Annotated in this window: 13 protein-coding genes; 7 read left to right on the top strand and 6 right to left on the bottom strand. The window is 69.8% G+C overall.

Translation table 11 applies throughout. The features are described 5' to 3' along the window. Positions 1-193: 193 nt before the first annotated feature. Positions 194-598 (bottom strand): DUF5318 domain-containing protein, encoded by a 405-nt coding sequence (locus E1202_RS24875; RefSeq protein ID WP_207918906.1) that lies wholly within the window; start codon positions 596-598, stop codon positions 194-196. 212 nt (positions 599-810) lie between these two features. Between E1202_RS24875 and E1202_RS24870 the strand changes: the two genes are divergently transcribed. Both E1202_RS24870 and E1202_RS24865 read left to right on the top strand, forming a co-directional pair. Next, positions 811-1,434 (top strand): PadR family transcriptional regulator, encoded by a 624-nt coding sequence (locus E1202_RS24870; protein ID WP_132685551.1) that lies wholly within the window; start codon positions 811-813, stop codon positions 1,432-1,434. Next, the gene (locus E1202_RS24865; RefSeq protein ID WP_408007268.1) at positions 1,431-2,552 is read left to right on the top strand and encodes an inositol-3-phosphate synthase; all 1,122 of its coding nucleotides are present in this window, start codon (positions 1,431-1,433) and stop codon (positions 2,550-2,552) included. Before E1202_RS24870 ends, E1202_RS24865 begins: the two co-directional genes overlap by 4 nt. 205 nt (positions 2,553-2,757) lie before the next feature. On the opposite strand, the gene E1202_RS24860 is transcribed toward E1202_RS24865, so the two are convergent. Next, positions 2,758-3,600: a sensor domain-containing diguanylate cyclase gene (locus E1202_RS24860; RefSeq protein ID WP_235878976.1), complete on the bottom strand. Its 843-nt coding sequence runs from the start codon at positions 3,598-3,600 to the stop codon at positions 2,758-2,760. A 356-nt stretch (positions 3,601-3,956) separates the two neighbouring features. On the opposite strand from E1202_RS24860, the gene E1202_RS24855 reads away from it, so the two are divergent. Next, positions 3,957-5,252, top strand: a complete 1,296-nt coding sequence (locus E1202_RS24855; protein ID WP_132685549.1) for a glycosyltransferase family 87 protein — start codon at positions 3,957-3,959, stop codon at positions 5,250-5,252. Between the two features lie 54 nt (positions 5,253-5,306). Here the strand turns inward: E1202_RS24855 and E1202_RS24850 are convergent, their stop codons facing one another. Both E1202_RS24850 and E1202_RS24845 read right to left on the bottom strand, forming a co-directional pair. Further along, positions 5,307-6,431, bottom strand: a complete 1,125-nt coding sequence (locus tag E1202_RS24850) for a hypothetical protein (RefSeq protein ID WP_132685548.1) — start codon at positions 6,429-6,431, stop codon at positions 5,307-5,309. 161 nt (positions 6,432-6,592) lie between these two features. Then, positions 6,593-7,348 carry a hypothetical protein gene (locus E1202_RS24845; protein WP_132685547.1) on the bottom strand — a complete coding sequence of 252 codons (756 nt, stop codon included), beginning with the start codon at positions 7,346-7,348 and terminating at the stop codon, positions 6,593-6,595. Positions 7,349-7,725: 377 nt separating this feature from the next. Between E1202_RS24845 and E1202_RS24840 the strand changes: the two genes are divergently transcribed. After that, positions 7,726-8,919 (top strand): AI-2E family transporter, encoded by a 1,194-nt coding sequence (locus E1202_RS24840; RefSeq protein WP_132685546.1) that lies wholly within the window; start codon positions 7,726-7,728, stop codon positions 8,917-8,919. A 23-nt stretch (positions 8,920-8,942) separates the two neighbouring features. Here E1202_RS24840 and E1202_RS24835 read toward each other — a convergent pair whose 3' ends face one another. Further along, the gene (locus tag E1202_RS24835) at positions 8,943-10,139 is read right to left on the bottom strand and encodes a GGDEF domain-containing protein (RefSeq protein WP_132685545.1); all 1,197 of its coding nucleotides are present in this window, start codon (positions 10,137-10,139) and stop codon (positions 8,943-8,945) included. Positions 10,140-10,347: 208 nt separating this feature from the next. Here E1202_RS24835 and macS point away from each other — a divergent pair, with 208 nt between their 5' ends. Together macS and E1202_RS24825 are read left to right on the top strand one after the other, a co-directional pair. Continuing rightward, positions 10,348-11,523 (top strand): MacS family sensor histidine kinase, encoded by a 1,176-nt coding sequence (gene macS / locus E1202_RS24830; protein WP_268952362.1) that lies wholly within the window; start codon positions 10,348-10,350, stop codon positions 11,521-11,523. Beyond that, positions 11,520-12,197, top strand: a complete 678-nt coding sequence (locus tag E1202_RS24825) for a response regulator (RefSeq protein ID WP_132685544.1) — start codon at positions 11,520-11,522, stop codon at positions 12,195-12,197. Before macS ends, E1202_RS24825 begins: the two co-directional genes overlap by 4 nt. A gap of 228 nt (positions 12,198-12,425) precedes the next feature. Here the strand turns inward: E1202_RS24825 and ptsP are convergent, their stop codons facing one another. Continuing rightward, positions 12,426-14,060 (bottom strand): phosphoenolpyruvate--protein phosphotransferase, encoded by a 1,635-nt coding sequence (gene ptsP / locus E1202_RS24820; protein WP_132685543.1) that lies wholly within the window; start codon positions 14,058-14,060, stop codon positions 12,426-12,428. A gap of 256 nt (positions 14,061-14,316) precedes the next feature. Between ptsP and E1202_RS24815 the strand changes: the two genes are divergently transcribed. Then, positions 14,317-14,601, top strand: coding sequence for a hypothetical protein (locus tag E1202_RS24815; protein WP_132685542.1), 285 nt, complete (start codon positions 14,317-14,319; stop codon positions 14,599-14,601). Positions 14,602-14,786 lie beyond the last annotated feature (185 nt).

Here is a 14,786-nt window from a genome sequence, read left to right as displayed (position 1 = left end):
GTTCTGCGGCGGGGGTGGCGTGGGGCGACCGTCGGGGTTCGGATGCCGGGAGTGGCGGCCCTTGGCATGGTCGTCACGCTCGTCGTTCACGAGTTGGCCTCCAGGACAGGCGTCGGGGCGACGCCGGTGATGCGTTCACGTCGGGGGTGCGCCGCATCGGCGCGTGCGGGCGTGCCGGGTGCACGACCGAATCTCACTCCGCTGCAGTCTTGCGCCCGGATCGGCCGTCGTTCAAGCCGTTGGTCCCGAGAACGTAAGACAGCACCAGGTGGTTCCAGTTACATGTGCGGCACACCTCGACGACGTAGACGTTGAACTCCTCGAACAGGTTGGCCATCCGGTCCAGCTCTTCGGGTTTGCGCGCCGATCCCGACGCGTGCTTGAGAGCGTCGCCGAACACCCAGGAGACCTGGGTCAGCTCTTCCTTCCTGCACACGGGGCAGGTGGTGTCGCTGGGCTCACCGTGGAACTTCGCCGCCTGAAGCAAGTACGGGTCGGCGTCGCAGACCTCCATCACCCCGACGCGGCCAGCGTGCAACTGCGCGAGGAGCGCTCGGCGCTGCAACGCGTAGTCGACCACTTGCCGTTGGGTCCGCACGACCACAGGGTACGTGCCGCCCCCGCGCGCTCCATGCGCCGTTCAGGGCAGGCGGGCATCTCCGCCATCACGTGCGGTGACGCCGAACACCTCTGGCGCGGCTCGAGGGTGAGCCGCGATATATCGGCGCGATATACTTCGCGGGGTGCCCCTGCCAGCGCTGGCAGTCCTTATTATTCGCGGCGCCTATTAGACGCTCGTAGGAGGTGCAGATGCTCGAACTCGCGGTGCTAGGGCTCCTGCACAACTCCTCGATGCACGGATACGAGCTGCGGAAACAGCTGAACGACACGCTCGGCGTGTTCCGCGCGCTCTCCTGCGGATCGCTGTACCCGACGCTGCGCAGGCTGTGCCGTGCCGGGCTGATCGAAGAGGAATCGGACGCCGAGGAGTCCAAGGCGTGGGGCCGCCGCGCCCGCCGCGTGTACCGCATCACCGCCGCCGGCGAGCAGCGCTTCGACGAGCTGGTCGCCGACAGCGGTCCCCGTTCCTGCGAGGACAACGCCTTCGGCGTGCACGTGGTGTTCTTCTCCCGCACGCCCGCCGAGGCGCGCATGCGCATCCTGCTGGCCCGGCGCCGCAGGGTGGAGGAGCGCCATGAGGGGCTGCGCAGCGCGTTGGCCCGCTCCGGGGAGTGCCTCGACCGCTACACGCGGGAACTGCACCGGCTACGGCTGGACCACAGCGAGCGCGAGGTTCGCTGGCTGGACGAGATCATCGAGACCGAACGCGGCGAGCAGGCAGCTGCCTCGGCGCCCGGGCGGCCCGATGCCGGTGGGTACCCCGTTGCGGGTAATCAGCCACCGGCTCAATTCGAGCAAGGACACGACAGATGACCAAGAAGGAGGGCCCTGCCATGGGCGGAGATCGTCCCGGTCGCTCGGTGCGAGTGGCGATCGTCGGCGTTGGGAACTGCGCTGCATCGCTGGTGCAGGGTGTGCACTACTACTCCGACGCCGATCCGGACACGAGGGTGCCCGGGTTGATGCACGTCGCCTTCGGTGACTACCACGTCAGCGACGTGAAGTTCGTCGCCGCGTTCGACGTGGACGCCAAGAAGGTCGGCCGGGATCTCTCCGAGGCCATCGTCGCCAGCGAGAACAACACCATCAAGATCGCCGACGTGCCGCCGCTGGGCGTCACCGTGCAGCGCGGGCACACCCACGACGGTCTCGGCCGGTTCTACCGGGAGACCATCGAGGAGTCCGACGAGCAGCCGGTCGACGTGGTCCGAGCGCTGCGCGAGGCCGAGGTCGACGTCCTGGTGTCCTACCTGCCGGTGGGCTCGGAGGACGCCGACAAGTTCTACGCCCAGTGCGCGATCGACGCGGGCGTGGGCTTCGTCAACGCCCTGCCGGTGTTCATCGCCTCCGACCCGGAGTGGGCCGCCAAGTTCACCGAGGCCGGCGTGCCGATCGTCGGTGACGACATCAAGTCGCAGGTCGGCGCCACCATCACGCACCGCGTGCTGGCCAAGCTGTTCGAGGACCGGGGCGTGCACCTGGACCGCACCATGCAGCTCAACGTCGGCGGCAACATGGACTTCATGAACATGAAGGAGCTGGAGCGCCTGGAGTCGAAGAAGACCTCCAAGACGCAGTCGGTGACTTCGCAGGTCGACCGCGACCTGGGCAAGCGCAACGTGCACATCGGTCCGTCGGACTACGTGCCGTGGCTGGACGACCGCAAGTGGGCCTACATCCGGCTGGAGGGACGCGCCTTCGGCGACGTGCCGCTGAACCTGGAGTACAAGCTCGAGGTGTGGGACTCGCCGAACTCGGCGGGGATCATCATCGACGCGATCCGCGCCGCCAAGATCGCCAAGGACCGCGGCATCGGCGGCCCGATCCTGTCGGCTTCGTCGTACTTCATGAAGTCGCCGCCGGAGCAGTACTCCGACTCCGACGCCTACCAGGCGGTCGAGGACTTCATCTCGGGCGACGCCGAGCGCTGAGCCGTCGCGAACCGGAAGCGGGGCACCCACCTCACCGTGGGTGCCCCGCTTCGTTCAGCAGGGGTTACTTGACCCACGCAGTACCTCCTTCCCGATCGACGACCAGGCTCTTCGGGGCGATCCGGTCCAGTGGTGGTCGTCGTGCGCAGCGGTGCGGGTAGCGGTGCCTGACGCGGCCCCCGAACTCCGCACACCACACCGTCCGCTAGGCCTGCACCTTCGCGGTGAGCTGTTGTTCCGCGCGGGCCAGGACCGAGTGGACCGAGGCGAGGCCGTCGGTGGTCACCCAGGAGACCCGCAGGACGGGCCGGACCCGCTTGCGGCCGATGCGCATCGGCCAGCCGGCCACCTCGCGCGCCTGGGCGGCGATCCGCTCGCCCGTGCCGCTGGGATGCTCGGCGACCACCGCGAACTCGTCCCCTCCGTAGCGGGCCACGGTGTGCTCGTCCTTGAGGCCTTCGCGCAGCCGCCCGGCCAGCGTCGACAGCAGCTCGTCGCCGCGCTCGAAGCCGTGCGTGGCGTTGAAGTCGGAGAGCCGCTGCACGTCGATGAGCACCAGGGTCGACAGCGTGCCGCGGGAGCGGGACCGGACCAGCGACTGCTGCAGCCGGTCGAGCAGCAGCACGCGACCGGGCAGACCGGTCAGCGGGTCGAGCAGCCCGGAGGAGTGCGAGACGTCGGTGTGCACGGACTGCAGCAGGACGAGCACTCGCCTGCGACCCTGCACGGTGACGGCGTGGTAGTCCGCCCAGATGCGGCTCTCGGTGCGACCGCTGATGATGACGAGCGGGATGGACAGCGGGCAGCCCGCGCGCAGCACCTGACCGGCCAGGTCGGCCCAGTCCGGCATGGACGCGCCGGTGTCGTCGCGGACCTCCCAGTCGTGGGGACGCGTTCCGGTCAGCAGATCGGCCCGGTCCAGCTGCATCAGTTCGGCGGCGACGTCGTTGGTGGCCAGCACCTGGCCGCGGTCATCGGTCAGCAGCACCCCGACGTTCAGCCCGCTGACGAGCTCGTCCCACACGGGTGCCAGCTGGGCTGCAGCCACGTCAAGGACACTCATTCGGCCCCCTCCCTCCCCACCAAACGGAGCAGTCCGTCTGAGCCTCCCCTTGTGGTGGGGCGCATTTCAAGAGCGAAGCGACCACCCGTAATGGTGGTTTCACGCTCCGCTTATAACGCTGCGTCAGCGGCTTGTCCACACCTTGCCCACGAGTCACCTCGATGATCGAATTTTGATCATTCGTGCAGGTGAAACACGATCGAGAAGGCCTGTGCGAAACACCGCGCGGGCACTACCGATAGAGAGTGCGTCACGAACGGGCTTCCGCCCGACGCCGAGCGTCCGACTGCGCCGAGGCCATCTCTACCCTTGAGCGGCAGTGGTAGCCGAGAGGATGGTGCATGCCAATGCCCGGAACCGCGGATCTGGTTCCGCTGGCCGAGCGAATGCGTAGTCACAGGTCGTTGCTGGCCGTCATCGCGATCGCCGAGCTGATCGCCATCGTGGTGGTCTCAACGGTCAACACCCACGACCACATCGATGGCGAGGTCTACCGGCAGGGCGCCCAGGCGCTGCTGGGAGGTCGCGATCTCTACCACAACCTGCCGCCCACCGAGTCCGGTCTGAAGCTGCCGTTCATCTACCCGCCGTTCGCGGCGATCGTGTTCGCGCCGCTCGCGCTGGTGCCCAAGGCCGTGTCCACCGCGGTGATCATGCTGGTCAGCCACCTGGCGCTGCTGACCACGCTGTACGTGGTGCTGCGGGAGTCGACGTTCCTGCAGGCCCACCGGGAGCGGGTGCTGATGGTGACCGCGGCCGTGCTGCCGATCGCCACGATCAGCGAACCGATCATGGAGACGATCACCTACGCGCAGATCAACATCGTGCTGATGGCGCTGGTGGTGGTGGACCTGCTGTGGCGGGTGGAGGGCACCAAGAAGCTGCCCTACCCGCGCGGCCTGCTGATCGGCATCGCGGCGGGCATCAAGCTCACGCCGCTGGTGTTCCTGCTGCTGCCGCTGCTGCGACGGGACTTCCGGACGATCGCGGTGTCGCTGCTGACCTTCGTCGGCACCGCCCTCGTCGGGCTGCTGATCACCTTCGACAACGCCCGCCGGTTCTGGCTGCACGAGATGTTCGCCAACAGCCACGTCAACTTCGGGCCGAAGTTCACCGGTGACGCCTCGACCTACGCGGGCAACCAGTCGCTGAAGTCGCTGCTGTCGAAGCTCAGCGCGCCGAACCTGACGCTCGTGCTGGGCTTGCTCGCGGTGCTCGTGCTGGGCCTGGCGGTGCTGGGGATGATCAACGCCGTCCGGCAGCGAGACCTGCCCACCGCCGTGGTGCTCAACGGCGTGCTCGGTCTGCTGCTCTCGCCGATCTCCTGGTCGCACCACTGGGTCTGGGCCATCCCGGGGCTGCTGCTGCTGGCAGGCGCGGCGTACGTGCGGCGGGACTGGGCGATGCTGCTGATGACGACGCTGATCAGCGGGTTCTTCATGATGGGCCCGCACTGGAAGATGCCCCAGGGCAAGGGTCTGGAGCTGACCTGGAACGTCTTCGAGCAGTTCGTCGGCAACTCCTACGTCTACTTCGGCGTCGCCTACCTGGCCTACAACGGCTACCTGTGGTGGCGCGAACGCGACCGGACACCGGTCGACATCCCGCGGTCCGAGAAACCCGCGGTGACCCCCTGACGCGAGAAGGCCCCGTCCGCTTCCACAGCGGGCGGGGCCTTCTCGTGCGCGGGATCAGACGCGGTGCATGACCACGGTCTCGGCGTTGTCGAAGCGGTGCATCAGCTCGGGGCTGATGGCCGGCATCGGCAGGGTGACGTCGGGGGCGCCGGCCGTGCCGGACAGCAGCGGCAGGTCGGACCGGGAGGCGACCATCGTGTGCGCCGGGAGGACGGTGTCCTCCAGCGCGGCGGTGATCCGGCTGGGCGTCGGCGCCGAGGTCTGGCCGTTCTGCAGCGCGTTGAGCTCGCCGAAGCCCGGGATCGGGGCGGACAGGCCGGGACCGCTGCGCTCGACCGTTCCGGGCACCTTGGACAGCTCCAGCAGCGACAGCCCGGACAGCGGCGGCACCTCGGTGACCGGGGCCTGCCGCTCGCCCGGCACGTCCAGCGGCACGAACTCCACCGGCGCGGCCGGCGGAGCGGGCGGTTCGGCCAGGGCCGCGGACAGCACCAGCGGCGGCACGGTGCGCAGGTCGCTGCGCAGACCGCCGACGTCGGCGGAGGTCAGGTCGACCGAGTCGGTGGCCAGCAGGCCGCCGGTCTCCACCGGAGCCTCCTCGCGGGAGGCCAGCGCGCCTTCGTAGAGCTCCATGATCCCGTTGGCCGGGGCGAAGCCGTCGAAGTAGACGAGGTCGTCGTGCGGGATGACCAGCTCGGCCGTCTGCGGTCCGCTGTCGGGGAGGCGGTCGCGGACGACGTCACCGATGGGCGCGGACCAGCTCAGCGAGCGGTGGAAGCCCTCGGCCGGGGTGGTCGGCGCGCTGCCCTGCGGCGAGCGGCGCAGGTCCAGCGGCGTGGCCTCGGACGGGTCGGCCGCCCAGCCGGCCAGCTTCAGCGGCGAGTCCTGGAACCGCAGCGCGGGTATCTCGCGCGTGAGCTCGTTGACGGACTCGTCGAGCTGACCGCGGCGGGACTCGACCACCGGGCTGTTGTGCTGCGCACCCTCTGCGAACAGGTCCCCGACCAGGCAACGGCCGAGCGGCGCGGTCTCGTCGAGCGCGGGCGGGAACACCGACTCTCCCAACGGCATCGGACGCTGTTGACAGGCATCCCCGGCGGACGCGACCCCCGTACCGACGGCCAGCATGCCACCAGTGACCAGCGCGGTCTGAACGCCGCGCTTCGCCCAAGTCTGCATGGATCTTCTCCTTAACCAGGCTCCCCGCGTTCCGGGGGAAAATCAACTTCGAACGCCGCACCGTCATCAGAAATTGATCATGATCGGTCGGCGGTGGACTCAGATCGCGAAGTCGCCGGCACGCGCGTTCGCCACGCTGCGAATCGCTGCCGGTCAGCGGGTCAGTCAGGGGTCGCGCCGGGGCCAGGGGACGGCACCCCTCGCAGCACCTCGGCGCGGTCCTGCGCGCACGCGTCCGGACGCGCTCCGTCGGCGAGCGGTGCCGCCGGGTACCGGCCGGGGAGACCGGCGCCCGGTTGCTGGCCGTCCGCCGTCTTGGCGCAGCCGGTCGACGCGGGCAGTGCGGTGTTCACGGCCGGACGCTCCGGCTCGGGGGTGTTCGGGGCGACCGGAACGGGTTGTCCGGTCACCCGGACCGAAGCGTCCACCTGCGGGGATGCCGTGGACGGCCCGGGATCGGGGGTGTTCGCGGCCATCGGTGGCCGCGGGCCGTCCGCCTGCCGGTCCGGCCCGTCGGCGGGCTCGACCAGCGATGCCGCGGGCTCGGTGTCCTGCGGCGTCCGGGCGGGTGCGGCGGTCGCGTCGTCGTCGCCGCTGGGGAGGAGTTGTCCGACCGGTTCGTCGGGCACCAGGGCCAGCGGGTCCAGGTCGTCGAGCGGGAACGAAGCGGGGTCCGCGTGTCGCACGTGCTCCAGCGCGGTCGCCGGGAGGTCCGCGGCGTCGCCGGTGAGCGCGGCGGCCTCGGAGAGCGCAGGAGCTTCGGCGAGCGCGTCCGTCGGAGTCCCGGATTCGGCTTCCGCGGGCTGCCCGACCAGCAAGGCCGCGGAGGTTCCGGCGACTGCGGTGCCCGCCAGGACCAGAGAACGGCCCAGCAACCGCCGTCCGGCGGTCTGCGTCGTACGGTCACGGACGGACATCGCGGTGCCAGAACCTCCTCGGCCTGCTGTGGCTCCCCCACGGAGCTTCGTCCTCCCTCGCGACCGGAACTCTTTCAAAACAAGGTCGTCTTCCGTAAGCGCAGAGAAGCCAGTTCGCTACATCGTGTTACATCCTTCAACTTGCCGATCCGCCCGAACCGGACATCCCGCCGCCAACCGGCCTCCCCGGAGGAACCCGATTACGGCGGTGTTCGGGGTCCGGATTGCGGCGGCAGTCCGTTCGAACCCGGAATACCGCCGTAATCGGGTGCCGGAATACGGCCGTGATCCGGTCGACCCGGTCCGGTCGGGGGTGGAGGTTCGCGGGGGTGCCCGTTGTGGGGATGCGGGGTCGAGATCGGGGATACGGTGGCGGTGTGAGCGACCTGAAGATCAGCAAGCCCGACGACGCCTCGACGGCGATCCCACGGGTTCTGCGGGTTTCCGCGGCGGTGAGCTGGCGCATGCTGGTGATCGCCGCCGCCTTGTACGTGACGGGCATGATCATCACGCGGATCTACGTGGTCGTGATCCCGGTGGCGATCGCGCTGCTGCTGGCGGCGCTGCTGGCACCGCTGGTGTCCTGGCTGGCGCGGCGCAAGGTGCCCCGGGCGCTGGCGACGGCGATGGTGCTCGTCGGCGGTCTCGCGGTGGTCGGCGGTGTGCTGACCTTCGTCGTCAACGCCTTCATCAACGGCTTCCCGGACCTGCAGCGCCAGGTCGTGGCCAGCCTCGAAGCGATGCGGCGGTGGCTCGCGGTCTCGCCGCTGCACCTCAACGACGACCAGATCGCCAACTACATCCAGCAGGCGCGTGACTGGCTGCAGTCCAACCAGGCGATCCTGACCAGCGGCGCGCTGTCCACCGCGAGCACCTTCGGCAACCTGCTGACCGGGATCGTGCTGGCGCTGTTCACCCTCATCTACTTCCTCTACGACGGCCGCCGCGTGTGGTTGTTCGTGGTCCGCCTGGCGCCGCGCCAGGTCCGGCACCGGGTGGACAACGCGGGGGTCGCGGGGTTCACGTCGCTGGTCGGGTTCGTGCGCGCGACCGCGCTCGTCGCGGTGGTGGACGCGCTCGGCATCGGCCTCGGCCTGGTGATCCTGGGCGTTCCGCTGGCGATCCCGCTGGCCGCGCTGGTGTTCCTCGGCGGATTCGTGCCGATCGTGGGCGCGGTCGCCTCCGGTGCGGTCGCGGTGCTGGTCGCGCTGGTGACCAAGGGCTGGGTCGTGGCGCTGATCGTGGTCGGCATGGTGCTGCTGGTCCAGCAGCTGGAGGGCAACGTGCTCCAGCCGCTGATCCTCGGTCGCGCAGTGCAGATCCACGCCCTCGGCGTCGTCCTGGCGATCAGCATCGGCGTGGTCATCAACGGCATCGTCGGCGCGCTGCTGGCGATCCCGCTGGTCGCGGTGCTCAACGCTGCGATCCGGGCGCTGATCGCAGCCGAGGAGGAGTTCCCGGACACCACCGGCATCCCCCTGGAACCGTCAGCCCCCGCCGACACCGACGACGAACTCGCCGAGGACCAGCCCGCGGAGGACGAACCGGGGGACGAGGCGAAGAAGGACTGAGGGACGACCGCCGTGACCGCCGCTCACGCGACGGTCACGGCGTTGCGGCCGGCTGCTTTGGCGGCGAGCATCGCGGCGTCGGCGGCCACCAGGAGGTCGGTGAGCTCGTAGTCGAACCGGCCGGTGGTCGCCACGCCGATGCTCACCGTCAGCCCGGTGAGCTCCCGCTGGTCGCCGTGGATGTCGCGGGTGTCCACCGACAGAGCGGCCGTGGACACCCGGATCCGGTCCGCGACCCGGTAGGCCGTCTCGCCCTGGGTCCCGGGCAGCAGCACCACGAACTCCTCGCCGCCGAAGCGCCCCACCAGGTCTTCGCTGCGGACGTTGTCCTGCAGCATCGTCGCGAACCTGGCCAGCACCATGTCGCCGGCGAGGTGACCGAGCTCGTCGTTGACCCGCTTGAAGCGGTCCAGGTCCAGCAGCAGCAGAGCGACCGGCTGCTGCCGCTGCCGGGCGCGCATCAGCTCCACGCGCGCGATGCGCTCCCAGTGCGAGGAGTTGGCCAGGCCCGTCTTGCCGTCGTGCTGGGCGGTCCGCCGCCACTGCGGCAGCTGACCGGCCAGGTCCAGCAGGACCATCGGGGGGCCGGCGAGCAGCGCGGCCAGCGGCTCCGCCGACATCGCGACCGCGATCAGCCCGCCGAGGCTGGCCGCGACGATGCCCAGCAGCACGTCGATCGGCTCACCCAGCACTGTGGAGCGCGGAGCTCCGGGCGTGCGCAACCGAATCCCGCCCGCGACCACCGAGGCGCGCACCACCAGCAGCACCACGCCGACGGCGAAGAAGTTCACCGCCGTCCACACCGGCTCGTCCCACCCGGCGACCAGCCGGGCGGCGAACGTGGCGACGGTGGTGGCCGCGGTGGTGAACAGCCAGCGGTGCGCTTCCGGCCGGTCGTGCAGGACGCCGTGCAGGGTGGGACCGAGCAGCAGCAGGACGAGGAGGTTGGTCGGCAGCAACAGGATCCCGGCCGCCAGGTAGACGATGTGCAGGGTCCACGGGTTGCGCCGGATCTGCCGCCGGAGGTTGATCGACACGGAGGTGATCACGATGGTCGCGCCGGCGGTCGAGGCGAGCGCCGCGAAGTTCAGCAGATCGTCGGTGTCCGGTCGCCGCCCGGTCACGAACACGAGCACGACCAACGCCAGCGCCAGCGCTTGGACCAACAGGACGTAGCCGATCGCAGCAGGGCGCATGCGCCACAACAACCAACCGCCCATCAGTCACCTCCCGCCCGGAGCCTGGCACAGCGAATGAGCACACCGAAGCACAACGTGAAAACGGGAACGGCGTTTCGCGGCGAACGCCCCCAACCGGGCGTCGCGGATCGGCGGTTCGGAGCAGTGCGACGCATTTCGCTTTCCCGGCCACGCGATTCCGCAACGGAGCCCTCGTGGGGCAGGATGGGCGCTCGGGGAGGAGTTCGAGTTGACGGGTTGGCAAGCAGCGCCGACGCCACCTCAGGTGGCCGACGGCCGAACGCCGCTGTGGCGGGGGCACAACGTCTTTCGCGTCGTGACGTTCCTCTACGCCGCGGTCATGTTCTTCATGTTCTTCAACAGCTACGAGCGACCGTGGCTGGCGGCGATCTGCCTCGGCTGCATGGCGGTGTGGACGGCCTTCACCGTCTGGCGCTACCGGACCAGGGCCGGGCGCACCGACCGGCTGGTGGCCGTCGACGTCGTGGTGGTCAACGCGCTGTTCCTGCTCAACGAGTTCATCCTCACCGAGGCCCACATGAACTCCTCGGACCCGTCGGTGGTGACGGTCTGGCACTCCACCGGGGTCACCGCGGCGGCGGTGCAGTGGGGGATGAAGGGCGGTGTCACCACCGGAATCCTCGCCGCTGCCGGCAATCTGCTGGTCCGGGGCCGCACCGGATCAGACATGGCGCTGGACACTCTGCTGCTGGTCGGGGTGGGCCTCGTGATCGGCCTGAACTCCGACACCGCGCGCCGCTCCACCGAACGGCTCGCGCAGGCGCTGCGCGCCGAAGCCGCCACGGCGGAACGGGAACGGCTCGCCCGGTCCATCCACGACAGCGTGCTGCAGGTGCTGGCGCGGGTCCGCAGGCGCGGCGCGGAGCTCGGCGGCGAGGCGGCCGAACTCGCGGAACTGGCCGGGGAGCAGGAGATCAAGCTGCGCTCCCTGATCGCCACGAACCCGGAGACCACAGAGGACGGTGAGACCGATCTCGCGGCCCGCCTGCAGGTGTTGCGCACCGCGCGGGTGCACGTGTCGGTACCGGGCAACCCCGTCCGGCTGAGCGAGCAGCTCAGCGCCGACCTCGCGGCGGTGGTCCGGGAAGCGCTGGCCAACGTCGACAAGCACGCGGGCGCTCAGGCCCAGGCCTGGGTGCTGCTGGAGGAACTGCCGGACGAGGTGGTGCTCAGCGTCCGCGACGACGGACCGGGCATCCCCGAAGGGCGGTTGGACGAGGCTGCCGCCGAAGGGCGGATGGGGATTGCGAAATCCATCCGGGGTCGGGTCGCCGCCCTGGGTGGGAAGATCAGTCTCGACACCGCGCCGGGCGAGGGCACCGAGTGGGAGGTCCGGGTGCCGCGCGTTCCGGAGCCGAAACGCCGCCGAGGAGGACAGCGATGAGCGAACCGCCGGTCACCGTGATGGTGGTCGACGACCACCCGATGTGGCGGGACGGGGTCGCGCGCGATTTGAGCGAGCGCGGTTTCGACGTCCGCGCCACCGCCGGCGACGCCGCGTCGGCGTTGCGCATCGCGCAGACGGTGACGCCGGACGTCGTGCTGATGGACCTCAACCTCGGCGACACCTCGGGCGTTCAGGCGACGCTGCAGATCACCCAGGAGATCCCCGGTACCCGGGTGCTGGTGCTGTCGGCCAGCGGTGAGCACGCCGACGTGCTGGAGGCGGTGAAGGCCGGCGCTTCGGGGTACCTGGTCAAGTCCGCCTCGGCGGAGGAGCTGGTGGACGCGGTCCGCCGCACCGCCGCGGGCGACGCGGTGTTCACAGCTGGCCTGGCGGGGCTGGTGCTGGGCGAGTACCGCCGGATGGCGATCACGCCGGATTCCGAGCACCAGGCGCCGCAGCTCACCGAGCGCGAGACCGAGGTGCTGCGGCTGGTCGCCAAGGGCATGACGGCTCGGCAGATCGCGAACAAGCTGGTGATCTCCCACCGCACGGTCGAGAACCACGTCCAGTCGACCCTGCGCAAGCTCCAGCTCCACAACCGCGTGGAGCTGGCCCGCTACGCCATCGAGCACGGCCTCGACCAGGAAGGCGAACCCGAAGAGGAGCGCTGACCCCTAGGCCTCTGAGAACCTGGTGAGCCGTTGCTTTGCTTGGCGGTGCGGGCCGCAGGACTGAGCGGTTCCGTGGACTCCGTGCACCACTCCTGATGTATTCCGCTTACCCCTGGGGTGGACATCGGCGTCCCGGCCTGCTCGCCGCGAAACCGCTGACGAACCTGCGGCGGTGCGAGTTGAGTCCCACACCTGGAACAGCGGCTCCACCGCGTACTTCAACAGCCCCTAGGCCAAGGTCGTCTTGGTCGTCTGCCTCGCGGCTGCTGCGCTCGGTGCTTCCAGCGCGGCTTCGGCGGCCTTGCGGAACGTGGCGTGCGGGTGCGCGGCGAGCGCGGCGCCGACGGCCTGGACGGCCGAGGCGTTCATCGACAGGCTGGTGACGCCCAGCCCCGCGAGGACCCCGGCCAGGTGCGGGTCGGAGGCGGCCTCGCCGCAGACACCTACCGATTTGTCGACTTGTCGACCCGCCTGCCCGACCATCGCGATGAGCCGCAGCAGCGCGGGCTGCCACGGGTCGTTGAGGCTCGCGAGCGCCCCGACCATGCGGTCGGCGGCGAAGACGTACTGCGCCAGGTCGTTGGTGCCGATGCTGACGAAGTCCACCGCCTGCAGGATCTCCGCCGAAGACAGCGCTGCGGCCGGGACCTCGATCATCACGCCGACTCGATCGATTCCGCCGGCGCGAGCGCGTTCGGCGAACCAACCGGCCTCGTCCGCGGTGGCGACCATCGGCGCCATCACCGACACCTCGGCGCCGGAGTCCTGCGCGGCTCCGGCGATCGCTTCGAGCTGGGAGTCCAGCAGGTCGGGCCGGTCGAAGGCCACGCGCAGGCCGCGCACGCCCAGCGCGGGGTTCGGCTCGGCGCTCATGTCGAGGAACGACAGCGGCTTGTCGGCCCCGGCGTCCAAGGTCCGCACGATGACGGGTTTGCCGGCGAACGGCGTCAGCACCTCGGCGTAGGCGGCGCGCTGGGTGGCGACGTCGGGTTCGACGTCGGCGCCGAGGTAGCAGAACTCGGTGCGGAACAGGCCGACGCCCTGCGCCCCGGCCGCGACCGCGGTGGTGGAGTCGGTGGCCGATCCGACGTTGGCGAGCACCTTGACCGGGACCCCGTCGGAGGTCTGGCCGACGCCGTTCCAGTCGGCGTGCTCGCGTCGTTCGGCGACGCGGACGGCCACCTCGGCATCGGAGAGCTCGACGTCGCCCTCGTCCCCGTCGACGGTGGCGCCGGCGCCGGAGGCGGTCAGCACCCCGCGCACCGCGGCGACCGCCGGGATTCCCAGCGCACGCGCGAGGATCGCGGTGTGGCTGGTGGGCCCGCCCTCTTCGGTGACCAGCGCGAGCACCAGCTTCGGATCCAGGTCGGCGGTGTCGGCGGGCGCGAGGTCGCGCGCCACCAGCACGCTCGGGGTGGAGAGCTCGGGAACACCGGGCGGGGTGACGCCGTCGATCTCGGCGATGATGCGGTCTCGCACGTCGTGGACGTCGCGGGCGCGCTCGGCCATGTAGCCACCGGCGGCGCGAAGCGCGTCGGCGAAGCCGTTGGCGGCTTCGTAGACGGCGCGGACGGCGGGCAGCGACCGGGTGGTGACGAGCTGTTCGGCCTGCGAGATCAGAGCCGGGTCCATGGCCATGGCGGCGGTGGTCTCCAGCACCGCCTTGGCGTCACCTCCGACCCTGGCGGCGCGCTGGAACAGCCCTTCGGCCACCGCGTCGGCGGCGGGGCGGATCCGCGCGGCCTCGGCGACCTGGTCGGCCGGGGCAGGGGTGGGCGCGGGCTCGGGCAGCGGTTCGGCGACCCGGACGATCGGCCCGGCGGCGCGGCCGGAGCTGACTCCGACACCAGTCAAACGCGACATGGTCTAGACCATACCTTTCCGAGTTGCACAGCAGAAGCGCTCGGCGCGGATACGACACACACGAGAACGCACCGCTGACGACCAGCGTAAGGACGTGTTCCCCGTTTGGCTTGATCGTGTGAGCCAGCGGGCAGTCCCGCTACTCAGCGTGGGTTCTTACGTCACCCGAATGCAGCAGCGGGTGGCGTTACTCATAGGTAACAACTGAGTAGCCGTACGGATCCGGTTCGCACCCCTGAAATCGCAGGCTAGAGCCATGACATTCACCGCGACGCTCACCGAACCGCGACTCGACGTCGACCGGCTCGCCGAACAGCTCGCCGCCTTCGCGAGCTTCTTCGCGGCCCAACCCAAACCGGCCGATGATGACCGGGACACCGACCCCCGCGCCGAAATCCCCGGCCGGGTGGATCCTGTTCCAGGAGAGCCGGTCGACACCAGCCATCACAACGCGTCCCAGTCCCCGGTCGCTTCGACCGGGGGACCCAACAAACGCGATCTGCGGAAATCGCGCAAAAGATCGAACAAAAGGCGCGATTAGAGCTCCCACCAGGGACAACACCGTAAATCGCGAAAATCGTGTGCTCTCGGACACAAATGATTATTCCGCCTTTGATCCACCGTTCGAGCGAATTCAGGGGTCAAGGTGGATCTTTCCGCGGGGAGTTGCCGTCAAACTGAACAGGTTGTCGCTCGTCGGTATTCGCGCCATCGACGATCGCAACC

The sequence above is a fragment of the Saccharopolyspora karakumensis genome (assembly GCF_004349225.1).
Classification (GTDB): Bacteria; Actinomycetota; Actinomycetes; order Mycobacteriales; family Pseudonocardiaceae; genus Saccharopolyspora; species Saccharopolyspora endophytica.
The sequence above is the reverse complement of the archived record's forward strand: the minus strand, read 5'-3'. Positions and strand labels throughout refer to the sequence as shown.